General features: G+C 68.0%; 20 protein-coding genes. 7 read left to right on the top strand and 13 right to left on the bottom strand.

Translation table 11 applies throughout. The features are described from left to right. Positions 1 to 14: 14 nt before the first annotated feature. Positions 15 to 224: a cold-shock protein gene (locus tag ABNK63_RS16850; RefSeq protein WP_007809889.1), complete on the bottom strand. Its 210-nt coding sequence runs from the start codon at positions 222 to 224 to the stop codon at positions 15 to 17. A 260-nt stretch (positions 225 to 484) separates the two neighbouring features. Between ABNK63_RS16850 and xth the strand changes: the two genes are divergently transcribed. The 4 genes from xth (at position 485) to ABNK63_RS16830 (ending at position 3,670) form a co-directional block, all read left to right on the top strand. Continuing rightward, positions 485 to 1,252 carry an exodeoxyribonuclease III gene (gene xth / locus ABNK63_RS16845; RefSeq protein ID WP_350016286.1) on the top strand — a complete coding sequence of 256 codons (768 nt, stop codon included), beginning with the start codon at positions 485 to 487 and terminating at the stop codon, positions 1,250 to 1,252. Positions 1,253 to 1,257: 5 nt separating this feature from the next. Further along, on the top strand, positions 1,258 to 1,932 hold the full coding sequence (locus ABNK63_RS16840; protein WP_083846014.1) for a YecA family protein: 675 nt from the start codon (positions 1,258 to 1,260) through the stop codon (positions 1,930 to 1,932). 50 nt (positions 1,933 to 1,982) lie between these two features. Continuing rightward, positions 1,983 to 2,729 carry a DUF4336 domain-containing protein gene (locus ABNK63_RS16835; RefSeq protein WP_350016285.1) on the top strand — a complete coding sequence of 249 codons (747 nt, stop codon included), beginning with the start codon at positions 1,983 to 1,985 and terminating at the stop codon, positions 2,727 to 2,729. A 107-nt stretch (positions 2,730 to 2,836) separates the two neighbouring features. Next, positions 2,837 to 3,670, top strand: a complete 834-nt coding sequence (locus ABNK63_RS16830; RefSeq protein WP_007809896.1) for a pirin family protein — start codon at positions 2,837 to 2,839, stop codon at positions 3,668 to 3,670. A 242-nt stretch (positions 3,671 to 3,912) separates the two neighbouring features. On the opposite strand, the gene ABNK63_RS16825 is transcribed toward ABNK63_RS16830, so the two are convergent. From ABNK63_RS16825 to ABNK63_RS16775, 11 genes are all read right to left on the bottom strand, one after another. Further along, on the bottom strand, positions 3,913 to 6,006 hold the full coding sequence (locus ABNK63_RS16825) for a prolyl oligopeptidase family serine peptidase (protein WP_350016284.1): 2,094 nt from the start codon (positions 6,004 to 6,006) through the stop codon (positions 3,913 to 3,915). Between the two features lie 76 nt (positions 6,007 to 6,082). Continuing rightward, complete coding sequence (locus tag ABNK63_RS16820; RefSeq protein ID WP_350016283.1) at positions 6,083 to 7,933, bottom strand: hypothetical protein; 1,851 nt, start codon at positions 7,931 to 7,933, stop codon at positions 6,083 to 6,085. 26 nt (positions 7,934 to 7,959) lie between these two features. After that, a complete protein-coding gene (locus ABNK63_RS16815) occupies positions 7,960 to 8,880 on the bottom strand; it encodes an ABC transporter ATP-binding protein (protein ID WP_350016282.1) in 921 nt (306 codons plus the stop codon). 20 nt (positions 8,881 to 8,900) lie between these two features. After that, complete coding sequence (locus ABNK63_RS16810; RefSeq protein WP_350016281.1) at positions 8,901 to 9,311, bottom strand: GntR family transcriptional regulator; 411 nt, start codon at positions 9,309 to 9,311, stop codon at positions 8,901 to 8,903. Positions 9,312 to 9,400: 89 nt separating this feature from the next. After that, positions 9,401 to 12,184: a discoidin domain-containing protein gene (locus ABNK63_RS16805; RefSeq protein WP_350016280.1), complete on the bottom strand. Its 2,784-nt coding sequence runs from the start codon at positions 12,182 to 12,184 to the stop codon at positions 9,401 to 9,403. A 2-nt stretch (positions 12,185 to 12,186) separates the two neighbouring features. Beyond that, complete coding sequence (locus tag ABNK63_RS16800; protein ID WP_350016279.1) at positions 12,187 to 13,008, bottom strand: carbohydrate ABC transporter permease; 822 nt, start codon at positions 13,006 to 13,008, stop codon at positions 12,187 to 12,189. Beyond that, positions 13,005 to 13,898 carry a sugar ABC transporter permease gene (locus ABNK63_RS16795; RefSeq protein ID WP_350016278.1) on the bottom strand — a complete coding sequence of 298 codons (894 nt, stop codon included), beginning with the start codon at positions 13,896 to 13,898 and terminating at the stop codon, positions 13,005 to 13,007. Before ABNK63_RS16795 ends, ABNK63_RS16800 begins: the two co-directional genes overlap by 4 nt. Next, entirely contained in the window at positions 13,895 to 15,220 is a 1,326-nt protein-coding gene (locus ABNK63_RS16790) for a sugar ABC transporter substrate-binding protein (protein ID WP_350016277.1), read from the bottom strand. The genes ABNK63_RS16795 and ABNK63_RS16790 overlap by 4 nt, the downstream gene beginning before the upstream one ends. Further along, positions 15,217 to 16,680 carry a glucoamylase family protein gene (locus ABNK63_RS16785; protein ID WP_350016276.1) on the bottom strand — a complete coding sequence of 488 codons (1,464 nt, stop codon included), beginning with the start codon at positions 16,678 to 16,680 and terminating at the stop codon, positions 15,217 to 15,219. Before ABNK63_RS16785 ends, ABNK63_RS16790 begins: the two co-directional genes overlap by 4 nt. A gap of 126 nt (positions 16,681 to 16,806) precedes the next feature. After that, positions 16,807 to 19,638, bottom strand: a complete 2,832-nt coding sequence (locus ABNK63_RS16780) for a TonB-dependent receptor (RefSeq protein ID WP_350016275.1) — start codon at positions 19,636 to 19,638, stop codon at positions 16,807 to 16,809. Between the two features lie 160 nt (positions 19,639 to 19,798). Next, a complete protein-coding gene (locus tag ABNK63_RS16775; RefSeq protein ID WP_350016274.1) occupies positions 19,799 to 20,809 on the bottom strand; it encodes a LacI family DNA-binding transcriptional regulator in 1,011 nt (336 codons plus the stop codon). Between the two features lie 400 nt (positions 20,810 to 21,209). On the opposite strand from ABNK63_RS16775, the gene ABNK63_RS16770 reads away from it, so the two are divergent. Both ABNK63_RS16770 and rsmG read left to right on the top strand, forming a co-directional pair. Further along, positions 21,210 to 21,665, top strand: a complete 456-nt coding sequence (locus ABNK63_RS16770) for an SPFH domain-containing protein (RefSeq protein ID WP_040673581.1) — start codon at positions 21,210 to 21,212, stop codon at positions 21,663 to 21,665. 166 nt (positions 21,666 to 21,831) lie between these two features. Continuing rightward, positions 21,832 to 22,464 carry a 16S rRNA (guanine(527)-N(7))-methyltransferase RsmG gene (gene rsmG / locus ABNK63_RS16765; protein ID WP_350016273.1) on the top strand — a complete coding sequence of 211 codons (633 nt, stop codon included), beginning with the start codon at positions 21,832 to 21,834 and terminating at the stop codon, positions 22,462 to 22,464. A gap of 49 nt (positions 22,465 to 22,513) precedes the next feature. On the opposite strand, the gene ABNK63_RS16760 is transcribed toward rsmG, so the two are convergent. Continuing rightward, positions 22,514 to 23,869 (bottom strand): GH1 family beta-glucosidase, encoded by a 1,356-nt coding sequence (locus ABNK63_RS16760; protein WP_007809915.1) that lies wholly within the window; start codon positions 23,867 to 23,869, stop codon positions 22,514 to 22,516. Between the two features lie 159 nt (positions 23,870 to 24,028). Here ABNK63_RS16760 and ugpC point away from each other — a divergent pair, with 159 nt between their 5' ends. Continuing rightward, on the top strand, positions 24,029 to 25,120 hold the full coding sequence (ugpC, locus tag ABNK63_RS16755; RefSeq protein WP_350016272.1) for a sn-glycerol-3-phosphate ABC transporter ATP-binding protein UgpC: 1,092 nt from the start codon (positions 24,029 to 24,031) through the stop codon (positions 25,118 to 25,120). Positions 25,121 to 25,123: the final 3 nt, after the last annotated feature.

Here is a 25,123-nt window from a genome sequence, read left to right as displayed (position 1 = left end):
AATTCCCGGGGGAATCAGGCAACCTGGACTTCCTCAGCCTGCAGGCCTTTCTGGCCCTTGGTGACGACGAACGTGACGCGCTGGCCTTCCTGCAGGGACTTGAAGCCCGTGCCCTGGATCGCGCGGAAATGCACGAACAGGTCGTCACCGCTTTCCGGGGTGATGAAGCCAAAACCCTTGGCGTCGTTGAACCACTTGACTGTACCGCTCTGACGATCCGACATGTAACATTACCTTTGAAGCATGGATGATTTGCGGCCCTTGGCGGCGTGCGCCGAACCGCAATAGAAGCAAGCGGTCGCCTTTACGCGGTACTCTTGCTCGACCAGCATACACCGTATTTCGGCGGTTTGCTGGGTTTTTCAGGCAAACGTCCCCGAACCCGCGTTTCCGTTCATCGAAACCGCCGCCTTGCCCCCGAAAGTCGCGTCGCCACGGCCCGCCTGCGCTGCCTCGTTCCGGCGCTTCCCCGTACAATGACCCGATGAAAGTCGCCTCATGGAACGTCAATTCGCTGAAAGTGCGCCTGCCGCACCTGACCCAGTGGCTGGCTGACGCGCAGCCGGACGTGGTGGCGCTGCAGGAAACCAAGCTGGAAGACGCGAAGTTCCCGGTCGACGAGCTGGCTGCCGCCGGCTACCGGGCGGTGTATTCCGGCCAGAAGACCTACAACGGGGTGGCGATCCTGGCCCGCGAGGAGCCGGCCGACATCATCACCGACATCCCCGGCCTCGATGATCCGCAGCGCCGCATCCTGGCGGCGACTGTCGGCGGTCTGCGGGTGGTCGACCTGTACGTGGTCAACGGCAAGGCGGTCGGCGACGAAAAATATGCCTACAAGCTGGACTGGATGGCGAAAGTGCGCGAGTTCCTGGCGCGCGAGCACGAGCGTCACCCGAACCTGGTGGTGCTGGGCGATTTCAACATCTGCCCGGACGACCGCGACGTCTATGATCCGGCGGCCTGGGGCGAGGACATCCTCTGCTCGCCGCCGGAACGCGCCGCGCTCAAGGCCATCACCGACCTCGGCCTGCACGACAGTTTCCGCCTGTTCCAGCCCGACGCCGGGCACTTCAGCTGGTGGGACTATCGGCAGGCGGCATTCCGCCGCAACATGGGCCTGCGCATCGATCTGATCCTGATCGGCGAGGCGTTGAAATCCGCTGCCACGGCGGCAGCGATCGACCGCGAACCGCGACGCTGGGAACGCCCTTCCGATCACACGCCGGTGACGCTGGAACTGGATATATGAACGACATGACGAAAGCCGAATGGCCCAGCTCGCTGGACGACAGCGAACTGGAAGAACTGGATCGCTACCTGCGCGCGCATACCAGCGAAGGCGACCTGCTGCTCGACGGCGTCCACGGCCTGCTCAGCGCTCTGGCGGTGGGCCCGCTGCTGGTGCTGCCCGACGAATGGCTGCATGAAGTGCTGCACGAGCCGTTCACCGACGAGGACGAAGGCAATCGCGTGCTGGCCTTGCTGGCCAAGCTCAACGATTCGATCAGCGCCGAGCTCGATGTCGACGCCTATGAGCCGATCCTGGGCGAAGTGGAGATGGAAGGCGGCCCGATGCTGTCGGCCGCGGGCTGGTGCGAGGGCTTCAGCCGCGGCATCGACTTGCGCGCGGCGCTGTGGGAAAACCGCCTGGCCGAAGACCCGCAACTGATGGAACTGCTGGGTCCGGTGATGGCTCTGGCCGTCGACGAGGGCATCCTCAGTGCCGACACCGAATTCGAGAAACTCAGCGAAGAAGAGTACGACGAATGCCTGGCCCAGGTGCCCACCGTGCTTGGTGCGGTCAACCAGTACTGGCAGGCCAAACCCGCCACTGAAGCCGAAGTGGAGACGATGGTGTTGCAGCAACGTCCCGGCAAGCAGGAAGAGGCCACCCCGCCGCGCCAGCGCAGCGGCCACTGGGTGCACTGAACAGGGTTTTGCCTGGCTGCAGGCGCGTTTCCGTTCATCCCGGAGTCGCCGTGTCCGAAGTCGGTTTGTACCACCCGCTCAACACGCTGAAGCCGGTCGCCAGCGGCCTCTGGATCGTCGACGGCCCGCTGGTGCACATGGCCGCACTGGGGCTGCGGGCACCGTTTCCCACCCGCATGAGCCTGGTGCAGCTGGCCGACGGCGGCCTGTGGTGCCACTCGCCGATCGCGCCCGACGAAGCCTTGTTCGCCGCGATCGACGCACTCGGCCCGGTGCGTCACCTGGTGTCGCCGAACCTGCTGCACTACGCGCACATCGCGGCCTGGAAACGGCGCTATCCGCAGGCGACGGCGTGGGCCTCGCCGGGCGTGCGCGAACGCGCCGCCAGCCAGCACATCGAGGTCGCGTTCGACGCGGATCTCGACGATGCGCCGCCTCCGGCCTGGGCCGCCACGATTGACCAGCTGCGTTTTCGCGGCAGCCGGGTGATGCAGGAAATCGTCTTCCTGCATCGCGCCAGCGCAACCCTGATCCTGGCCGACCTGATCGAGAACTTCGAAGCAGAAAAACTCCCGCCAGCGATGCGCTGGATGGCGCGACTGGGCGGCGTGATCGATCCCGACGGCAAGGCGCCGCTGGACCTGCGCCTGACCTACGTCGGGCGCAAGGACGAGGCGCGCACTTGCCTGGCGCGCATGCTGGCGTGGCAGCCGCAGCGGGTGATTCTCGCCCACGGTCGCTGTTATCCGGACGACGCGCCGGCCGAGCTGGCCCGGGCATTCCGCTGGCTCGACTGACCCCGGCGTTGCCCCTGCCGGAACGATCCGTTCCCGCGCCGGCGCTTGGACAGACGCTCGAACGGGGCCATCTTGGCGGCCAGTCCTTCCCTCCACCGGAGCAAGCCATGAGCGATCGCCACATCACCCGCCGCATCCGCGGCATGGACACCTCCGACGGCGCCGGCGTGAAGCTGAAGCGCGTGATCGGCCAGCCCGGGCTGGACATGCTCGATCCGTTCCTGCTGCTGGACGAGTTCCGTTCCGACCAGGCCGGCGACTACATCGCGGGCTTTCCCGAGCATCCGCATCGCGGCTTCGAGACCGTCACCTACATGCTGGCCGGCCACATGCAGCACGGCGACAACCACGGCAACCGGGGCGACCTCACCCCGGGCAGCGTGCAGTGGATGACCGCCGGCCGCGGCATCCTGCATTCGGAAATGCCGCAGCAGGAAGACGGCCTGATGTGGGGCTTCCAGCTGTGGGTGAACCTGCCGGCGAAGGACAAGATGACCGCACCGCGCTATCAGGACATCGGCCCGGAACGGATTCCCGTGGTGCATCCGGCAGCCGGCGTCGAGGTGAAGGTGATCGCCGGTGAACTGGCCGGTGCCAGCGGACCGGTCGAAGGCATCGTCACCGCGCCGGTGTACCTGGACATCAGCCTGCAGCCCGGCGCGCAGTTCACGCTGGATCTGCCCGCCGGCCATCACGGCTTCGCCTACGTGTTCGAGGGCGAATCAGCCCTGGTCGGCGGCGAATCACTGCGGCGCAGCGAACTGGGCGTGCTGTCCGAAGGCGAACGACTGCAGCTGGCCGGCGGTGACCAGCCCTCACGCCTGCTGGTGGTCGCCGGCAGGCCGCTCAAGGAGAGCGTGGCGCGCTACGGGCCGTTCGTGATGAACACGCCCGAGCAGATCCACGAAGCGATCGCCGACTTCCGCGCCGGCCGCTTTTAATCAGATAACGCGCTTCTTGCGCGTTGCTCCCTCTCCCCCGGCGACCGCAGGAAGTCCCCTTGCGGGAGAGGGGTTGGGGTGAGGGTCCACGCGTCCAGCGTTGCCTGGGCGAAGCGCGCTTCTGTCGAAAGAGGCGGGCATTGCCCGCCTCTTTCCGCCGAGCCGCAACAAAAGCAGAACCGGCGGACAGTGTCCGCCCTGCGTGGCTTCCGTGCAGGGAAGCACCGGGCCGTCGGCGCGATTCACTCACCGCGCAGATCCTTTCCACTGAGTCGCAAATTTTTCTTCAGGTACTCGCGCATCGCCGCGTCCGGCGGCGCGGCTGCGACGCCGCCCAGGTGACGGTGCAACAGTCGTTCGGTGAGGTAGAACATCGCCTCCTTGGCCAGCGGGTTCTCGTTGGTGTGGCCAGCCTCGTCATCCACCAGCAGGCTGACGTCCCGCTCCAGCAGCTTCAGTTGCGCGGCGTACGCGAGCACGCCGCGGATCGCCACCCGGTGATCCTCGCCGCCGGCGATCAACAGCAGCGGACGCCGCATCCGTGCCGCGTTGGCCAGCGGCGACTGCGCATGCAGCCGTGCCATCGTGAGCGGGTCGCCCAGATCCAGCGACAGCGTGCGCAGCCAGGCTTCGAACGGGATGTAGCGGGAAAGGTTCAGCGCTTCATTGCTGCGCGACACCCAGCGCAGGTCCCAGCCGAAATCCGCCGGTGGCACGATCGCCACGCCCACCTTGAACAGCGCCGGCTGGAAGGTCACCCCGAGCAGGGTCGAATAGCCGCCGAACGAAGCGCCGGCGATGCCCACCCGCTGCGCGTCGCCGATGCCCTGCGCCAGCAGATGGCGCGTGCCTTCCACGATGTCCTGCTGCACCCGGCCGTCGCCGAAGTCGCCCCGCGCGGCGAACACGTAGTCGCGGCCGTAGCCGGTGGAGCCGCGGAACTGCGGCTGGAACACCGCGTAGCCGCGATTGACCAGGAACTGTCCGAAGCTGCCGTAATCCGGACGGTCGTGATTCCACGGACCGCCATGCGGCGTCACCACCAGCGGCAACGTGGCCGGGTCGGCACCCGGCGGCAGCAGCAGGAAGCCGTGCAGGCGCATGCCGTCGGAAGCCGTCCAGCTGAGCGGAATCTTGCGCGCCAGCGCCGCCCCGGGCAGCGGTTGCAGCGGCTTGCCGCTGCGCTGCTGCACCAGCGCGTCGTCGAGAAACGGCGTGAACCGACCCGATGACGGCTCGTAGAGATGCCAGCGCCCGGCCTGCAACGTAGGCCCGCGCTCGCCGACCAGCCAGGCGGCCTGCGCGCCGCGACCGACCTGGATGTCCAGATCGCGCTGCGGGAAGTGGCGGGCGATCGCTTCGACCGCCTGCTGCGTCTGGGTATCCAGCCCCCGCTGCGCCGACGTGCTGCTGCGCCAGCTGGCGATCAGCGGCTGGCCGTCGACGGGATCGAGCAGCAGCGCATCGAGGTCCGCTTCGCCCGCCGGATCGGTGAGCAGCGTGTGCAGCGTGCCTAGCGCATCCAGCCGCGCCAGGTCGAGCAGGTTGCCGCCGTGATCCGTGCGCAACAGCAGCTCGCCGTCCGGTGCGGTCACCGGCAACAGGTTGCAGCGTTGCAACCGCTGGCAGCGCAGCACCTCGTGCAGACTGCCGTTCGCGTCGACGCGATGGATCACCAGGTCCTCGTGCTCGACCCGTTCCAGGAAGGCCAGCCGACCCCGCGGATCGAACGCGAAGCCGGCCAGCTCATCGGCGTCCTCGTGCAGCAGGCTGCGCTTGCCGTGGATGTCCACGCGCAACAGGCGCCACGCCCTGGCCGATGCCGGCGACGCGGCGGGCACCTGCTCGCTGATGACGACTGCGGCGTCGCGCAGCGGATCGACGGCACGCAGCTCGCGCCGTTCGCCGCCACCCAGCGCGGTGACGATGCCGGAGCCGCCCTGGCCGACTGCCGCCAGCGCAAACAGCTGGCGCGGCGATTCCAGCAGCAGCCACCGGCTGTCACGCGACCAGTAAAGCTGGCGCGCCTCGGTGCGTGACAGCAGCTGCCGCGCGGTGCCCCCCGCGGTCGACTGCAACCACACGCTGCGCTGGTTGCCCTGCACGCGCAGCCAGGCGACGGATCGCCCGTCGGGCGACAGGCTCACGCTGTCGATCATCCGGTCGACCAGGAAGGCGCTGCGCGGGAAGCGCGGCGCCGGCGGGCGCGCCTGCTCGATGGCGACCGCGCGATGCAGGGCGGCAGCGTCTGCCGCGTCATCGGCACGTAGCGCTCCGCTCGCCAGCGCCAACACGAGGGCGCACGGCACCGCCCACCACTTCGGGAACGTGGACATGGATGTCTCCGGCTGTAGGCCCGTCATGCCGACGGGCCGCATCATCAAGGGGCGAGGCGGCCTGCGCCGCGCGTGGTCAGGCGGTGGCGGGCCGCAGCCTGCGTCGGGACGTCGCGTATTCGCCGGCCGGATACAGCAGCCACAGACTGGCCAGCGCCGGCAGTCCGACCACGGCGCAAGCCAGCAGCCAGGCCAGCCGCGCCGGGGTGGACAGGGCGCGTCGACGGCACAGCCAGATCGCCGCCAGCAGCGACAGCAGCATCAGGGCGCCGGCGAACAGCTGGACGCGGCGGGGAATCGGCGGTGGCGCGGTGACGTCCAGCGGGTCGACCACCGCGAACAGCTCCAGCGCCGCCACGCGCAGCGCGTACAGTGCCGGCGATGGCCACCATGCCTTGTAGCGGTACAGCGCGGGGTAGTCGTAGCCGATCGCGCGATGGGCGACCTCGGTGACGTGGCCGGAGTCGTCCAGCCACAGCACGCTCTGGTACGGCGCCACGCCGGTGAGTTCGTGCGCGTAGGTGGTGAAGGAGAACGACACCAGGTAGCCGTCCACCAGCTCGATCAGATCGATGTCGCGCAGGTCGCCGCTGCGGCCGGGAATCGGCAGCCGCTGGCGCGGGCTCAGCAAGGCGTCGCCGGCGGCCGCGTCGCGGCCGTCGAAGAAATACAGCGCGCGATCGCTCAATACCACCAGGCTTTCGCCCACCGGCGTCACCCCGGCCAGGATTTCACTGGCGGGCAGGCGGATGCGCGGCAATGCCTGATGGCTGGCGCTGACGTAGTGATAAAGCGTGTTGCCGGCGATCAGGGCGCCATCGCCCCTGGGTAGCGCCGGCAGGCTGCCGGCCGCCTGCGCCGGTGCCGGGAACGCGGCATCGTCGGTGCCCACGCCAAGCTCGCCGAAACGCCGACCGTCGGTGAGGCGATAGCCTTCGAAGCGCATGCGATCGTGGCTGAACACCCAGCGCACGCGCAGCTCGTCGTCATCGAATTCCATCTGCGCCGCCGCGGCGTGGGTGAGCTCGTTGCGCACCGGCGTCGCTGCCAGCTGCGAGCCGATCGGCTGCACCTCGGACAGCGCCACCTGCTCGCGCCACAGCGGCGCCTGCGGGGCGCGGCTGACGGCCAGGCCAGCCAGCATGCGCTGCTGCGCCGTCATCCGCTCGGTTTCGTTGTGGCCACCGGGCGGCGGCACGCTCATGTTGTTCGGATGCGTGCCCTGCATGATCCACAGCATCTCCATGCCGAAGCCCAGCAACAAGGCCAGCAGATAGACACCCATCTGCAATGGCAAGGCGGTGATCACGGTGGCGGCGAGCGAACGCGGCGGCGCGCTGAGGTCGGGCTTGAACGCGACCAGCACCATCGCCGCCAGCCACAGCAGGGCCAGCGCCTGCACGATCAGCACCCGTGGACCGATGGCCTGGCTTACCGCCAGCAACACCAGGAACACCAGCGCGCAAGTCGAGTGACGACGGCCGCCGAGCATGCAGTACGCGCCGGCCAGGTAGCCGCAGGTGGCGATCAGCAGCGCGGCCAGCGGGAACAGCCAGTGGCGCAGATCGACCACGCGCGCGGTCATGCCGTGCTGGTAGGCGACGATCAGCAGGATCGGCAGGGCCGCGGCCAGCGCCAGCAACACGACGCCCGCACCCAGCAGCGCCGCGGCGATGCGCCAGTTCGGCAACGGCCGGTGCAACAGGTTCAGCCAGGTGTTGGGGCGCCGGTAGCTGCCCATCTGGAACAGCCCCAGCAACAGCCCGGCCAGCGCATAGACGCCGCCGAACACGCGGTAGACCAGCAGCGGCTGCTGCGCCAGGTCGACCACGCGGGTCAGGAAACCCAGCACCAGCAGATGCAGCACCGCGCCGGCGATGGTCCAGCTGCGGAAGCGCAGCAGTTCGGCCCTGAAGAGATCGCGCATGTTGTTTCCTCGAAGAAAGGTAGCGCTCAGGCCGCGGCCGGCACGGCGTGGTTCTTGGCCAGGAAGCCGTTGACCGCCCGGTCCAGGCTCACCGGCATGCTCTGCACCGAACGCGCACCGCTGGCCTGCAGGAAGCTGGCGAAGTCCTCGTCCTGGTCCAGCACCAGGTAGTGGTGCAGGCCGTCGATGCGCTGTACCTGCAACAGTCCGGGTACGCTGGCCGGGGGTGGGCCGGCGAACGGGATGTCCGCCACCCAGTGGGTTACCCGTGCGCAGAAATCGTCGGGTGCCGACATGTTCATCAGCCGGCCGCGTTCGAGGATGATCAGGTTGTCGGCGACCCGCTCCACCTCTTCCATCTGGTGCGAGCAGTAGATCACCGTGCACTGGCCGGCCGCGTTCGAATACAGCAGCGATTCGAGGAAGGCGCGCTTGGCCACCACGTCCAGCCCCAGGGTCGGCTCGTCCAGCACCAGCAGCTCCGGCCGTTGCGCCAGGGTCAGCGCGAGGTTGAACCCGGCGCGCTCGCCGCGCGACAGCTGGCCGACCTTCTGCTCCGGCAGCACGTGGTAGTGCCCGATCACCTCGTCGAACGCACGCTCGTCCCAGCGCGGGTAATGGTGGCGCTGCATCGCGGTCACCGCGGATACGCGCATCCAGTTCGGCAGCGTGTGCTCCTCGTTGACGAAGCCGATCCGGCCGCGATCGCTCGGTGTCAGTCGCTGGCTGTCGCGGCCGAGGATGCGGGCCTGGCCCGAACTCGGCGGCAGGAAGCCGAGCAGAATGCGGAACAGCGTGGACTTGCCCGCGCCATTCGCGCCGACGATGGCGTGGATGCGGCCGCTGGCGATGCGCAGGTCCAGCTGGTCCAGCGCCAGCTTGTTGCCGTAGCGCTTGCACAGCGCTTCGGTTTCGATCACGTACTCGGAAGGTGTCGGCTCGGTCATGCTCGTCTCTCGCCTCCGGATCAGGCGGATTTCTTCGGGGCCAGCACGCGCAGCGCGCGTTCCAGCCGGCCCAGCGCGCGCTCGGGCGGATAGTCCAGCGCGGCCACCTCGTGCACGAAGTTCTGCACGGCGTCATCCATGCGGCGGTCGCGTTCGGCATTGCTCAGCCGCCGGCGCGGCGTGGCCACGTACAGGCCCAGGCCCTGGCGCGACTCCAGCCAGCCGTCGCCGGTGAGCTCGGCGTAGGCCTTGGCCACGGTGTTCGGATTGATCGTCAGCTGCTGTGCCAGTCCGCGCACGCTGGGCAGCTGCGCGCCGACGGCGAGCTCGCCGGTGGCGATCTTCATGCGCACGCCGTCGACGATCTGCTTGCTGATCGGCCTTGGATCACCGGTGGCGATCTGGATCAGCAGGGCTTGGGTTCGGGCCATCAGGGATCTCCGCTTGGCTGTACCTTGTGTACTGTGTGCATTAGTACAGTAGTGGCAACCTCGCGGTCAAGCGGTTTTCGCCGTCGGGATCAGCGGGCGGGGTCGATCTGCACCGTGGCAGGCAGCGAGCGGATGACGATCTCGCCGCGCCGCCACGCCACCGGCGCGCCATTCAGCCGCGCCGTGCCGCGCGGCTGGCCGGCATACGGCCAGCGCAGCACCAGGCCGCCGGGCGGCATCGCGTTGCCGGCCGGCAGCGACAGCTCCAGCCGTCCGTCGTGTTGGCGCAGGCGATAGCCCAGCTCGCCGTAGGGCGTGCGCAAGTGCGCGATGCCGATGCCTTCGCCGCGCAGCCAGTCCACCGGCATGCCGTCGGCCAGCACCAGCGCCTGGTCGCTGCGGCGCTCCCATGCAAACAGGTCGTACAGCGAGCGCAGGAAGTCCGAGGCGATCCACGCATGCGGCATGTCGCCCACGAAGCGCGGCTCGCGCGCGTCGCGACCCACCACCTCGGCCCACTGGTTCCACCCCGCGGGACGGCGGTCCGCCACGAAGAAATCGAGCAGCGCCGGCACCCGCTGGCGCCAGCCCAGCCGGACGAAGGCCGCCACGTTGCGCCACTCGTACGGAGTGTAGTCATCCCATGGCTTGTCGCCGTCGCGCCGCGCGACGAAGCCGTGCCAGTAGCGTTCGAAAGTCTGTTGCAGCAGCGCTGGCGGCAGCCAGTCCTGCGCGCCGCCGGGCGACAGCGCGATGGTGGTGGAGGTGGCGTCGAAGTCGCCCAGCTCGGCCGCGCCGGGAATGAAGTCGATGCGGTGTTCGTGCACCGCCGCCAGGATCGAGGCCTGCAGGTCGGCGCGGAAGGCATCGCGCGAGGCGGCGTAGCGGATCGCCTCGTCGTGCCTGCCCAGGGCGCGTGCCAGCTCGACCGCATCGTCGTAGCCGCGCAGCGCCCAGAAGTCGTCCCAGTACGAATGCATCGGCTTGGCCGAGTAGCCTTCGTGGCTGATCGAGGCCGGCATCAGGCCGTACCGCGCGCTGCCCTGCTGCGCCGGGGTGCGCTCGCTGGCGCGCAGCCGATCCATGTAGGCCACCGTGCGGTCCACGTGCGGCCACAGCCGCTGCAGGCCGTCACGGTCATGGCTGTAGCGCCACCATTCGGCGATCGCGAACAGCAGTTCGCCGGGACTGTCGTTCTCCACCACCGGGTCGGCACCGCGCGCATCGACGCAGCACGGCACCTTGCCGGTGGTGAACTGGTGCGGCGCGTACCACTGCACGAACGCGCCCGCGACGTCGGCGTGACCACTGCGCAGCAGCGCCTCGCTCATCATCGCGCCGTCGCGAATCCACGTGCGCGCGTACGAACGCGTGCCCGGCTGCAGCGCCGGACCATCGCGCGAGATCAGCATCTGCGCCTGCGCGCTGCGCGCGGTGTCGACCAGCGCCTGTTGGGCGGCCGGCAATTGCAGGGTCACGCGATCGAGCCTTGCGCGCCATGCGGCCGCCACCTCGTCGCGCTGTTGCTGCAGCCAGCGCGTGGCGTCGGCGGGAGGGGCGAACGAAGACGAGTCCGAAGGCACCACCAGGCCCAGCGTCACGGCCGAGTGAGCCGGCACGGTCAGCCGATACAGCAGCGCGCCTTGGGCGTAACCGCTGTCGTCGTGCAGCGCGGTGATGCGCGGCCGCTCGCCGCGGGCCAGCCGTTGCGGCAAGGTGAGCTCGCCATGGCGACTGCCGACAAACGCGGTGGGCGCCTGCAGCGGCACGACGCGCAGCGCCCGATTGACCTGCACGCCGCGACCGTCCCGCTCGAGGTCGTGGATCGGGCTGATGCCGCCGGGCGTGTTGAGGAACTGGGTGGGCGGATTGACCTGGAACGGTCGCAACAGCAAGGCCAGCGTCAGCGTGCGCGGTTGCGCGCCGTCGTTGTGCAGGCGGTATTGCAGCAGCAGGTTCGAGCGAGCCGGCGTGCCGTTGGCGAAGGCCGTGGTGTCCAGCCGCAGGTCGCTGGCCTGCCAGTGCACGGTGGGAATCGGCAAGTAGCCCTCCTGCAGGCTTTGCGTGGCTTTCACCGTGGCCCAGTCGATCAGCGTATCGCCGTCCAGCAGCATCGGCTCGATCGACCAGCCGCCCTTGCGCACCTCCGCCGCGCCGTCCTCGGAGAGCAGCGCCGACTGCTTGGCGCCACCGTCCACGCCGACCAGGGTCCAGTAGCTCTGCTCGCCGGTGAAGCCGCGGGGATAGATGCCCCGGGGTGCGCTGCGTGCCTGCTGCATCAGCCGGACATTCGGGGTGACGCTGGCCGGCGCGGGCTCGTCGACCGGCGCGGACGGCAGCGGTGTCAGGCGGAGATTGCCGACGCAGAATTCGCCGCGACCGCCCTGCCCCGCATACAGGGTGAATTCCAGCGTCTGCGTGTGGCGCAGCGTGCGGTCCGGCGCCGGACCCCAGGCGGAAACGATGTCGCGCCGGCTGGCGGTGATCGTCTGCCACGCATCGGTCGGCCGGAAGTTCTCTTGTCGATACCACCACACGTTGTCGCCGCTGGCGTCGATCAGTTTCAGTTGCAGGTCGTTCGGCGGCATGTTGCCCCGCACGTCGAACGACAGCGCGTAGTTGTCGGGAAAAGTGATCGGCAGCGTGCGACGCAGGCTCGGCCCGCCGGACACGCCGTTGAAGTCGAAGTCCAGGCAGATCGCCTTGCCGTGAGGACCGCTGGTGGGGCGCAGGGATGCGCTGATGTCGTCGGTGGCGATGGCTTGCCAGGCGTTCGGCTGGGTGAAGTCGTCGAGGGTTCGTGACGCCCCTTCGGCATGTGCAAAGTGGTTGATCGCGACCAGGGCAAGCAGGGCGGGAAGGCAGCGGCGCATCGTCAGCCTTTCACGCTGCCCAGCAGCAGGCCTTCGAGGTAGTAGCGCTGCAGCGTCAGGAACAGCAGCAGCACCGGCAGCACGGTGACCACCGAGCCGGCCATCATCAGCTCGCTGTCCTGCGAGTGTTCGCGCGCCAACGAGGCCAGGCCGATCGGCAAGGTGTAATGGTCCTGCCCGGTCAGCACGATCAGCGGCCACATGAAGTCGTTCCACGCGGCAAGGAAGGTGAAGATGGCCAGCGTAACGATGATCGGCTTCAGCAGCGGCAGCACGATCTGCGCGAAGATCCGCCACTCGCCGGCGCCGTCGATCCGCGCCGCTTCCAGCAGTTCGTCGGGAATGCCGCGGGCGTACTGGCGCACCAGAAAGATGCCGAACACGGTGGCCAGCGCGGGCACCACCACGCCGGCGTAGCTGTTCACCAGCCCGATGTATTTCAGCAGCAGGAACAGCGGCAGCATGGCCACCTGGGCGGGGATCACCAGCGCACCCAGCAAGGCCTGGAACAGCCGCTCGCGCCCGGCGAAGCGCAGCTTGGCGAAGGCGTAGCCGGCCAGCAGGTTGCAGGCCAGCGACAGCACGGTGATGGTGCCGGCCACCAGCAGGCTGTTGAGCAGGTAGCGGCCCATGCCGGCGTGCACGAACAATTCGCGGTAGTTGTCCCAGCTGGCATGGCGCGGCAGCAGCGGCGGCGGCAGCGCGCTGGCCGCGCCCGGCGCCATGAACGACACCGACAGCATCCACAGCAGCGGGAACAGCGCCACCGCCGCCACGCCGATCAGCAGGCCGTTGACCAGCGCCCTGGCCAGCCGCGGATTCATGCCGGCCCTCCATCGGGATGTTCTCCGCGTCGGGACAGCTTCAGCATCAGCACGGTCACCGCGAACATGATCAGGAACAGCAGGAACGCCACCGCCGAGGCGGAGCCGAGGTTCCACCACTTGAAGCCTTCGTCGTACATCAGGTACAGCACGCTGACCGTGCTTTGCAGCGGGCCACCCTCGGTCATCACGTAGGGTTCGGCGAACAGCTGGAAGTAGCCCGACACGGTGAGGATGCCCACCATCAGCATGGTGGGTTTGAGCATCGGCAGGGTGATGTGGCGGAACTGCCGCCAGGGCGAGGCGCCGTCGATGCGGGCGGCTTCGTACAGGTCCGGCGGGATCGCCTGCAGGCCGGCCAGGAAGATGATCATGTTGTAGCCGAAGTTCTTCCACACCGCGAACGCGATGATCGTGGGCATCGCCCAGTGCGGATCGCCCAGCCAGTCCACCGGATGGATGCCGACCAGCCCCAGCACATGATTCGCCATGCCGTATTTGGTGTTGAACAGGTAGCGCCAGATCACCGCGGTGGCCACCACCGTGGTCACCACCGGCGCGAACAGCGCGGTGCGGAAGAACGGCTTGCAGCGTGCCAGCGGCGAGTTCAGCAGCATCGCGGCGCCCAGCGAGGCGCCCAGCGACAACGGCACGCCCACCGCCACGAAGTACACCGTGTGTCCCAGCGCCGACCAGAACAGCGGCCGCTGCAGCAGTGCCCAGTAATTGCCCAGCGCCACGAAGCGCAGGTTGCGGATGTCGGCCAGCGCGTAGAGGTCGTAGTCGGTGAGGCTGAGCAGCAGCGCGGCCAGCACCGGCAGCAGGAAGAACACGCCCAGCACCAGCAGCGCCGGGGCGAGGAACAGCCAGGCCGTGCGTTGCGGATTCATGGCGTGTGCCCACGGAGCTGGTCAGGATGGGCGTGGTCGAGCACCCAGCGCCGTTTGGTCAGGATCGCGTCGGCGCGGCGATCCATCTCGGCGGCGGCCTGGTCAATCGTCAGCCGGCCGGCGATCGCCTCGGCGGCGACCAGCTGCATCTCGTTGGCGATGCGCTCCCACTCCGGCACGGCCGGCGCCGGCCGCACCTGCTCCAGCTGCTGGCGGAACGCGCGCGCCATGGGGTCGTCATGCAGGGCGCCGCCCTCCCACGAACTGCGCCGGGGCGGCATGTCGCCGAGCAGGTCGTAGAACTGACGTTGCACCGCGGGCTGCGACAGGTACTCGATCAGCTGCCACGCCGCGTCCTTGTGCCGGGAGCGACGGAAGATCACCAGGCTGGAACCGCCGGCCACGCCGATGCCGGAACCGGTCGGGCCGGGCAGGGGCGCGGTGGCCCAGTCGTCCTGCTGCGCTGCCGGCAGGCGCGCGCGGAATTCGCCGATGTTCCACGGGCCGGACAGGTAGAACGCATACACCCCGCGGCCGAACTCGGTCCACGGGTTGCCCGCTTCGACATTGGTGATCGCCGGCGCCTGGCGCAGCCGGAAGGTGTCGACGTAGAACGCCAGCGCTCGCCTGAAGCCCGCGCTTTCGAAGTTGCCGTAGCGGCCGCCGTCGCGCAGCAGCCCGTCGCCGGGATGCGGGCCGTAGTCCTGCTGCAGCGCCAGCGACATCAGCTGCTCGTACTCGTTGGTCGGCAGCAGGATGCCGTAGCGGTGACGGGCGGGATCGCTCAACGCAGCAAGCTGTTGCCGCCACTCGGCCCAGTTGCGTGGCGGTGCGGCGAAACCGGCGGCCTGCAACAGGTCGCGGCGATAGAACAGCAGCCGCGTGTCGACGTACCACGGCACGCCGTACAGCGTGCCGTCGATCACGTTGGTGGCCCAGATGCTGGCGAAGTAGTCGCGCGGCTGGATCACCCGCGAGCGGTCGACCCGCGCCTGCAAGGACTCCAGCGCGTGCAATGCGGCCAGCTCGGGCAACCAGGTGTTGCCGAGCTGGCTGAGGTCCGGGGTGGAATCGCCGGCGAAGGCGGTAAGCAGCTTCTGGTGCGCGGCGGTCAGCGGCAGCTGCTGAACCCTGACGTGGACGTCCGGGTGGGCGCGTTCGAACGCGGGCAGCAACTTGACGATGGCTTCGCCTTCGCGGCCGATCGTCCAGAACGTCAGTTCGTGGTTGTCCGGCGCTTGCGTGCAACTGCCCAGCAGGGCGCTGCAGCAGGCGATCGCCACCAGCCATGCGTGCCGCCACGGGCGCGCACGGCAGCTCATTTTTTCGACGCCTCCGCGGCCAGCCAGCCGCCTTGGAAGCCGGCGCGCTGGAGTCCCTTGCGGATGTATGGGTTCTTCTTCATCACGTTCCAGACGAAGTCGCTGCGCCAGTTCTCGATCATCAGCACGATCGGCCCCTGGTCGATGCCCAGCTGCTCGCTGTCGACCCAGCCCATCGGCAGCACTTTGCCCGTGCGCAACTCCGTTTGCACGTGGAAGCTGGGATTGAAGGCGTCGACGAAGCCGTGCCGGTTGTAGATCGCGCTGCCGTAGCGGTGCTTCATCTCCTCCAGCGCGGGAATCACCAGCTCGGGCGCGAACGCGATCGAGCCGGCGACCGCGGTGGGCACGAGGGTGCCATCGTCGACCAGGTAGCCCAGTCCGGCGCCCCGCGCCGTGTAGCCGTAGAACTGGCGCTTGCTCTTGCCGTCCATGACGATGCCGCCGGGACCGTTGCTGGCGGTGAGCCCCCACATGTTCGGGCCGTAGCCGGTCCAGCCGCCCGGGTTGGCGATCGCGTAGTTCCTCTGGGCGATCACCGCGCGGCGGCTGTTCTCGAAATAGTCGAGGTCATGCTGGCGGTTCCAGGCATCGCGGATGCCGCGGAAGTCGATCCACACATGGCTGTACTGATGGCCGAACAACGGGCCGAAGTTCAGCAGTTGCTCGCCGTGGAAGCTGCCCCAGCTGCGGTCGTAGGTGCGGGTCCATGCCGTCCAGGCGTCGGCGTCCACCGGATGCGTGGGCGAGCCCAGCGCCAGCACGTAGACCAGCATCGCCTCGTTGTAGCCTTCCCAGTCGTGCGGGATGAACTTGCCGCCCGGCGTCCAGCCCATGCTGATCAGCGGTGCGCGCACCTGTGCCCAGGGCCAGTCGACCCGCCGGTAGATGCGGTCGGCCAGCGTGCGGATTTCCTGCTCGGCCGGCGTGCCGCGGTCGTAGTACGACTGCGCGAACAGCACGCCGCCCAGCAACAGCGAGGTGTCGACCGTGGACACCTCGGTCCAGCGGGCGAAGCGCCGGCCGCTCTTCATGTCGAGGAAGTGGTAGAAGAAACCGTGGTAGCCGCTGTCGTCGTCCTCGCTGTCGCCCTGCGGCGCAGTGTCGAAGAAGCGCAGCGTGGCCAACGTGCGCTCCACCGCCTGTTCACGGGTGATGTAGCCGCGCTCCACGCCCACGCCGTAGGCGGTCAGGCCGAAGCCGACCGCGGCGATGCTGGAGAAGGATTCGCCCGGATAGTGGTCGGGCACCAGGCCATTGGCCGGGTCCGCGCTGTCCCAGAAGAACTGGAAGGTGCGCTGTTCGAGGTCGTTGACCAGCGCCGGCACTTCGGGCGGGCTGGTGGTGGCGGGAGTGGGGTCCGGTCGGGCCTGCCAGGCCGGGCTGGCGGGAGCTGCCAGCACCAGGGCCAGGCCGAGCAGGAGGGAGGCAAGCCATGCGGGCCGGTGGGGAAACGTCATGATCGGTCTGCCGTACTTGTGAGCGACGCCACCTGGACCCGCGGGGGGCGCGGGTTCAGGTGGGCGTCCAGACGTCCGTTCTCACGAGGCGGACGGTTGAATCGGTAGTGCCTTGCCGCGAGCGGATCAGAACGTGTAGCGGGCGCCGATCTGGAAGCGGCGGGTCTGGTTCGGGTCGGCACTGGTGGCGCGGCCGAAGTCCGGGTTCGGGTTCAGCGTGCCCCAGTTGTACTGGTTGTTGATGTAGCCGTTGTCGACGTCGCGGTTGAACACGTTCATCACGTCGAAGCGCAGCTCCAGCGCCTGGCTTTCGCCCCAGCGGAATTCCTTGGCGATCGACAGGTCGAGGTTGAGGTACTTCTGGCCGTACTTGCCGTTCTTGTAGAAGATGCAGTTGTAGTCGCAGCCCGGCACGTTGGCGAAGTAGTCCCAGGGCAGGCCCGAGCCATAGGTGAAGATGCCGGTCAGGCGGGTGTCCCACGGGCCGCGCACGATGCCGTTGAGCACCAGGTGCTGCTTCTCGCCCACGTTGTCGGCGAAGTAGCCCGCCGGATCGACGTAGTCCAGCGAGTAGTTGTCGCCACCCTGCTGGCGCGCGCGCTGGTAGGTGTAGGCCAGGCCCACGCCCCAGCCGGACGCCTCGGTGTACGGCTTGTCGATGCTGACCAGCACGCTGCTGGACTGGGTCTTCTTGTCGGTGTTGTGCAGCACCACGCCGTACGGGCTGCCGGGCATCTGGTCGAGCACGAAACCCGGCTCCGGCAGGCGGTTCCAGATCCAGGTGAACTGGTCGTAGCCCAGCACGCGGGCCAGTGTCAGCGAGGCGGTCCAGTCACCCATCACCTGGCGCACGCCCAGACTGAACTGGTCGGTGTGCGGCGGCTTGGTGTTGTTGTTGATCACGTCGATTTCGGAACTGAAACCGGCCGAGCCGGATGCCAGCAGGCCGTTCAAGCCTTCCGGTGTCAGGTAGCTCGGGTCCCATGCGATGGTGCCGGGAGTGACGCCGCCGGGGCTGAACAGGAAGGTGTAGTTCGGCACCAGCGAGTGCAGCTCCTCCTGGCTGATCCAGTCGAACGGCGTGCGGTCGTAGTAACGGCCGGCACCGCCGAAGATCGTGGTGCTCTGGTCGCCGTCCTTGCTGACGTCCAGCGAGAAGCCCAGGCGGGGCTGGATCGCGCCCTTGTAGCCGTCGCGGTTGTGGCCGTTGCTGATGTAGTTCTGCAGGCCCAGGTATTCCAGCGTGGGAATCTGCTCGGCCGGCGTCACGTAGTCCTTGTTGAGGGCATTGGTCTCGTAATCCCAGCGGATGCCCAGGTTCAACTGCAGGCGTTCGGTGATGTCCCAGTCATCCTGCACGTACAGGCCGAGCTGGTTGGTGTGCAGGTTGGCGCTGGCCCCGTTGGGCGCGTACACCGCCTTGTACGGCGAGTTGAAACCGCCGGGATAGGCCGCGTCCTCGCTGAAATAGTAGGTTGGCACGGTGGCGCTGTTCTGTTCCAGCGTGATGCCGTAGGCGGCGTACTTGATGCCCGCCTTGATCGTGTGGTCGGGCAGGCCGAACCAGGTGAAGTCGTCGCGGAAGGTACGCTGGTTCTGGCCCTTGTCCTGCAGGTCGCCGCCGGCGCCGATCACCGCGATGCCGGGATCGTAGATGGCCCGCACCGTGCCGGATTCGGCCGAGGTGGGGTGCCATTTCGCCGTGCCCGCATCCAGCAGCAGGTCATTGGTGTAGCTGTCGCCGCGCTTCTGCCATTTCAGCAGCAGGTCGTCGACGTTGTTCTTGCGGTTGCTGCGCGCGCTGTAGGCGGTGGTGCCGCCGAAGCCGAGCTGTTCGCTGTCGCGGCGCGTGGTCAGGCTGAGGTCGACGTTGTTGTCGTGGTTCGGCTGCCAGCTCAACTTGCCGAAGAAGGTCTTCTCGTTGAACGGCGCCGAGAACGTGCCGTTGTACTGGGCGAAGCGCGGGTCGTTGATCTGCACCGTGTTGTTGGCGGTGTCCTTGCGCTCCTCGTAGTTGATGAAGAACTGCGCCACGTCCTTGATGATCGGTCCGCCCAGGGTGAAACCGCGCTGTTCGCGCTTGTACTCGGGTTTCTTGACGTGGTTTTTCTTGTCGAACGAGTTCTGCGCGATCATCGACGTGTTCTGGAAGTAGTCGTAGAGCGAACCGTGGAATTCGTTGGTACCCGACTTGGTCACCGCGGTGATGATCGCGGTGCCGGCCTGTTCGTACTCGGCCTTGTAGTTGTTGGTGAGTACCCGGAATTCCTGCACCGCCTCCTGCGAGAACGGGTTGCCGCGGGTGGAATCCTGGCCGGCGATGCCGCCCTTGAGCACGTTGTTCTTCAGGCTGGCGCCGTCGATGAAAACGTTTACATTCTCGGCCGATTGACCGCCCGACGAAAAGCTTTTCGAGTTGGGGTCGCGCGAGGTGGTCACGCCCGGCACCAGCTTGGCGAAATCCAGGAAGTTGCGCTCGTTCTGCGGCAGTTGCTGGATCTGCTTCTGGCTGATGTTGGTGGCCACTTCCGAAGTGCGCGTCTCGACCAGGGTGGTGGCGTTCACCGAAACGCCCTGCAGCTCGGTGGCATTGCTGGTGCTGGGTCCGGCTGCGGCGGCGCCGGCGTCCAGGTTGAGGTTCAGCGCCTGGCCGACCTGCACCGTGACGGTGCGGCTGGCGCTGCTGCCGTTGCCGCTGGCCACGATGGTGTAGCTGCCCGGGCTCAGTCCGGCCAGGGTGTAGTTGCCGTCCGCACCGACCCTCGCCTTGCTGACGAAACCGTTGGCGGTATTGGTGGCCACCACCTCCGTGGGCATCGCGTCCTGCGGTGCGCTGACGTGCCCGCGCAGGATCGCCGTGCTGGTCTGGGCGTGCGCGCCCGGCAGCGCGAATGCGGTGACCAGCAGGCCGGCGAGCGCCAGCGAGATGTGCCTGGATAACGTACGTTGATTGACCATGACTGACCCTCTCCCGTAATCGTTGCAAGGTGGTGGAACGCTCTTCCGTCGTTGCCGTGCCGTTGTCTGCGGACCGTTACCGCGGCCCGCCTGGATTGCACCGACCCCTGCCCGGTGCGGTTTCTTCCGGCGCGATCCGGCGCCGGTATGTCGGTGTGTGTCAGCCCGAGGGCGCGGCGCTGGACGCCCGCACCACCAGCTCGGCGCCGACCCGTCGCCGGCTGCCCGCGCGCACGTCGTCCGGGTGGTCGAGCTGTTCGCCCAGCAGGGCCATCGCCTGCCCGCCCAGTTCCGCGATGTGCACCTGGATCGTGGTCAGCGGCGGTGTCACGTAGCGCGCCATCGGCACGTCGTCGAAGCCGCCCACGGCGATGTCCTGCGGAATGCGCAGGCCGGCCTCGCGCAGGGCCGCCAGGCAGCCGATCGCCATCATGTCGTTGGCGGCAAACACCGCATCCGGCCGCGGCCGCATCGCCAGTACCTGCTGGCCGGCGCGATACCCGGATTCTTCGCTGAAGTCCCCGCGCAGCATCATCACCGGGCTGTCCGGTGCATGGCCGGCCAGCGATTCGCGATAGCCGAGTTCGCGCTGGGTGGCGTCGCGGTTGCCCGGAGGCCCCTGGATGAACACGATGCGCCGGCGACCCAGCGACAGCAGGTGTTCGACCATCAGCCGCGCGCCGCCGTCGTTGTCGACCGACAGGGCGCAGTAGTCGGCGCCGGACAGCCGGGTGTTGATCAGCACGGTGGGAAGATTCTGCGGCAGGTTCTGCCGCAGGAAGTCAGCATCGGCGTGGGGCGACATCAGCAGCAGGCCGTCGACCCGCCCCTGCATCGCGCGCAGGGCGGCGGCGGCCGCTTCCGCGTCATCGTGCGAGCTGGAGACCAGCAGGTGCAGGCCGCGCGATCGCGCCGCCAGGTCGATGCCGCGAATCAGTTCGGAAAAGAATTCGCCGTACAGATCCGGCAGCAGGGCGCCCACCGTGTTGGTGCGCCGGGTAATCAGCATGCGGGCGGCGGCATGCGGCACGTAGCGCAGGCGCTGGGCCGCCTCGAGAATGCGCTGGCCGGTCTCGGCGGTGACGCCACGGCCGCCATTCAGCGCGCGCGACACCGAGGCCACCGATACACCGGCCTCGCGCGCTACGTCTTTGATGGTTGCTGCTGGCATTGTCGACCCGATCCGCGAACAGGGAACCGCACTGCGGCGCCAACGTAAACGTTTTCATGGCCGATTGTAAAGCGCTTGTAAAACGAAACCTCTGCTGCGCCGCGGCAGGTCTGCCGCGCAGCGAAGCGTGCCTCCGGGCAGATCCCGTGGTGCCTGCCCGGCCCACCGATTTGCGCCCGGATGCCGTCGCCGCCCGTCGATTGGCACGATTGAGGCATGGTATTCGGCGGCTTGACGGTTCTGTGACCGGCGTCGTTATCGGCCCCCGCCTGACCGCTTGTTAAATTTTCAGTTTCGCCGTTAAATGCAGGTTAATCTTTGTGGACTCAGTCAACTGTATCCTCAAGTTATCGCGGTTACTCAACAAACGATAGGCAACTTGCTGTTTTTCCAGACCATGATGACTGCTGCCCTCACCCTGCTGCTTGTCTCCACCGTGCTGGTCGCCAGCGCCGTGCGCCATGTGCCGGCCGGCCAGGTTCACAGCCTGTATCGCCGCGGCAAGCTGGTGCGGGTGCTGCAGCAGGGGACGCATCTGGTGTTGCCGTTGTTCGATCGGGTCGCCCACAAGATCAACCTGGCCGGGCAGACGCTGCGGCTGGACGCGTCGCAGGAGGATGCCGGCGAGGTGCGCGGTACCGTGTACTGGCAGGTGCTGGAGCCGGAGCGGGCGGACGCGGTGTTCGAGCAGGTCGACCAGCTGATCCGCCGCGGCGCCCGCGAAGCGCTGCGCAACGAGCCTGCCGCCGCCGACACCGATCGGCGCGACCTTGGCGCCCGCATGAAGCAGTCCTTGAACAGCGCGCTGCGCGAGCGCGGCATGATGGTGACGCGGGTCGAGTTGGACGCCGCCTGAACCACGTCATCCGGAACGGGGAGATCGCGCCAGGGCGTCCCAGAACGCTCGCGCCGCAGGGGATTTGCAGGTATTGAACCCGCTACGGCGGGTTTTTCTTTTGGCGGGGCTGGCAAGCGCGGCAGCGGCCGTCGATACTTTGCGGCCCCATGTGACGAGTGAACCGATGACCAGCCGCGACGCCCTGCAGGCACGACTCGAACAAGGCATCGCCGTGCTTGGCCTGTCGTTGCCGCCCGAGGCGGTGCCGCGCCTGCTCGACTACCAGGCCCTGCTGCAGCGCTGGAACGCGGCCTACAACCTCACCGCGGTGCGCGATGCGGACGAGATGATCACTCGCCACCTGCTCGATTCGCTGGCGATCCTGCCGTACGTGCAGGGCCGGACCCTGGCCGATCTCGGCACCGGTCCGGGCCTGCCCGGCATCGTGCTGGCGATTGCCGCGCCCGGTCGGCAGATCCTGCTGGTGGATTCCAACGGCAAGAAGGTGCGCTTCCTGCGCGAGGCGATCCGCTCGCTGAAACTGGAAGGGGTCCGTGCCGAACAGTCGCGGGTGGAAGACGTCGAAGGCCAGTTCGACTGCGTCACCGCCCGGGCGTTTGCCAGCCTCGCCGACATGCTGGGCTGGGGTGGTCATCTGCTGGCCCCGGACGGAATCTGGCTGGCGATGAAAGGCAAGCGGCCGGATGACGAGCTGCCGGGCATTCCGCCGGGCTTCGCGCTGCGCAGCACGCACGAGTTGACGGTGCCGGGCCTGCCGGCCGAACGCCACCTGCTGGTGCTCGGCCGCACGGGGTGAGCGATGTTCCTTCCCCTGCGGGGCAGGGGAAGCGAAAGCTTCCGATGGGTCAGTCGTCCAGCACGGCGCCGTTGCTCTCGATCACCCGGGCATACAGTTTCGCGGTGGCCTTGGGTGTGCGCTGCTGGGTGGCGAAGTCGACGTGGTACAGCCCGAAACGCTTGGAGAAGCCCAGCGACCACTCCAGGTTGTCCAGCAGCGACCACGCGTAATAGCCCTTGAGGTTCACTCCGGCCCCGATCGCCTTGTGCAGCGCCTTGAGGTGCTTGCGCAGGTAGTTCGTGCGCAGCGGGTCGTCCAGCTCGCCGTTCTCGGCCACCGGCGGGTCGTAGAACGCCGAACCGTTCTCGGTGATGTACAGCGGGATGTCGCCGTAGCGATCCTTGAACCAGGTCAGCGTGTCGGTCAGGCCCTGCTCGAACACCTCCCAGCCGGTCTCGGTATAGGTCTTGTTCGGCTGGCGCACCGGCACCGCCTTCAGCGGATAGGCGTTCGCATCGTGTTTCACCACGGCGCGGGTGTAGTAGTTGATGCCGACGAAGTCGACCTTCTGGTTCGTCAGCTTGAAATCGTCTTCGGGAAAGTCCGGCCAGGCCTCGCCGAAGATCTCCTTCAACTCGGGCGGGTAGCTGCCCAGCAGGGCGGGGTCGGCGAATTGCTCGTTCATGTAGGCATGCGCGCGGCGGGTGGCGGCCAGATCCTCGGCGCTGTCGCTGTGCGGGTATTTCGGCTCGATGTTGAACACCACGCCGATCTCGTGCCTGCCATGGGCGCGATAGGCCTGGATGCCGGCGCCGCTGGCACGCATCAGGTTGTGCGCGGCGATCGGCGCCTCGTACTTGCTGCGATGGCCCGGCGCCAGCGCGCCGTGCAGGTAGCCGCCGTCGGTGACCACCCAGGGTTCGTTGAGCGTGGCCCAGCGCGGCACGCGGTCGTCCAGCGCCTTGAACATCACCTCGGCGTACTCGGCGAACCAGTGCGCGATGTCGCGGTTGAGCCAGCCGCCGCGATCGTCCAGCGCCGCCGGCAGGTCCCAATGGAACAGCGTGGCGTTCGGCACGATGCCGTTTTCCAGCAATTCGTCGACCAGCCGCGAGTAGAAATCCAGCCCCTGCGGATTGACCCGGCCGATCCCCTCGGGCAGCACCCGCGCCCAGTTGATGCTGAAGCGGTAGCCCTGCAGGCCCAGCGCCTTCATCAACTGCACGTCGCCCTTGTAGCGGCGGTAGTGGTCGCAGGCGACGTCGCCGGTGTCGCCGTTCACCATCATCCCCGGCGTGTGGGCGAAGCGCTGCCAGATGCTGGGGCCGGCGCCATCGGCCAGCGGCGAACCCTCGATCTGGTAGGCCGATGTGGCGGCACCCCAGTGGAAGCCGTCGGGAAAGCGGAAACTGGGGCGTGTCATCGGGATTCCTGCAATCAAAGTGCTTGATGTAAACGATTACATGGGCAGAATAGCCGAATGTTTCGCCGCTGTGCACGCCTGGGCATGCCGTGGCCGAACCGATGAAGATTCACACCGATGACGATGCGGCCATCGTGGCCACCCCCCGCGGAGATGCCGATGGCCACCGTACGCCTGGATCAGTTGCGCAAGGTCTACCCCAACGGCCACGTCGGCGTGGCGGGCGCCAGTTTCGATATCGCCGACGGCGAACTGCTGGTGCTGGTGGGGCCGTCCGGCTGCGGCAAGACCACCCTGCTCAGGATGATCGCCGGCCTGGAAACGATCAGCGACGGCACCCTGGCGATCGACGGCCGCGTGGTCAACGACGTGGCGCCCAAGGATCGCGACATCGCGATGGTGTTCCAGAACTACGCGCTGTACCCGCACATGACGGTGGCCGAGAACCTGGGCTTCGGCCTGAAGCTGCGCGGCCACGGGCAGGCCGACATCGACGGCCGCGTGGCGGCGGCGGCGAAGACGCTGGAGCTGGAAGATCGGCTGGCCTCGCGCCCCGGCGCGCTGTCCGGCGGCCAGCGCCAGCGCGTGGCGCTGGGCCGGGCGCTGGTGCGCGATCCCAAGGTGTTCCTGCTGGACGAGCCGCTGTCCAACCTCGACGCCAAGCTGCGCCTGTCGATGCGGGTGGAGATCGCCCGGCTGCATCGCCAGCTCAAGGCCACCATGGTCTACGTCACCCACGACCAGATCGAGGCGATGACCCTGGGCCAGCGCATCGTGGTGCTCGATGGCGGGGTGATCCAGCAGATCGACACGCCGATGAACCTGTATGACAAGCCGGCCAACCTGTTCGTGGCCGGCTTCGTGGGCAGCCCGGCGATGAACCTGCTGCACGGCACCCTGCAGCGGCAGGACGGCTGGAAGCTGGTCACCGCGCAGGGCGACATCGCGCTGGGCGAACCGCCGCAGGCCTCCGCGTGGGAGCCGTGGCGCGATCGTGCGGTGGTGCTGGGCGTCCGCCCGGAGCACCTGCAGCCGCAGCCGTCCGGCGCGGCCGCCCTCACCGCGCAGCTTGAAGTGCTCGAACCGGTCGGCAACGAGGTCTTCCTCAACCTGCGCCACGGCAGCCAGCCGCTGGTCTCCCGGGTGGCGCCGCAAGCCCTGCCCGAGCCCGGCAACGCCGTGCCGTTGGGCCTGGCGCGCGAGCGGCTGCACCTGTTCGATGCGGCCAGCGGCCAGCGCATCGTGGCGTGAACC

The organism is Rhodanobacter sp. IGA1.0, from assembly GCF_040208325.1.
Classification (GTDB): domain Bacteria; phylum Pseudomonadota; class Gammaproteobacteria; order Xanthomonadales; family Rhodanobacteraceae; genus Rhodanobacter; species Rhodanobacter spathiphylli.
The sequence above is the reverse complement of the archived record's forward strand: the minus strand, read 5'-3'. Positions and strand labels throughout refer to the sequence as shown.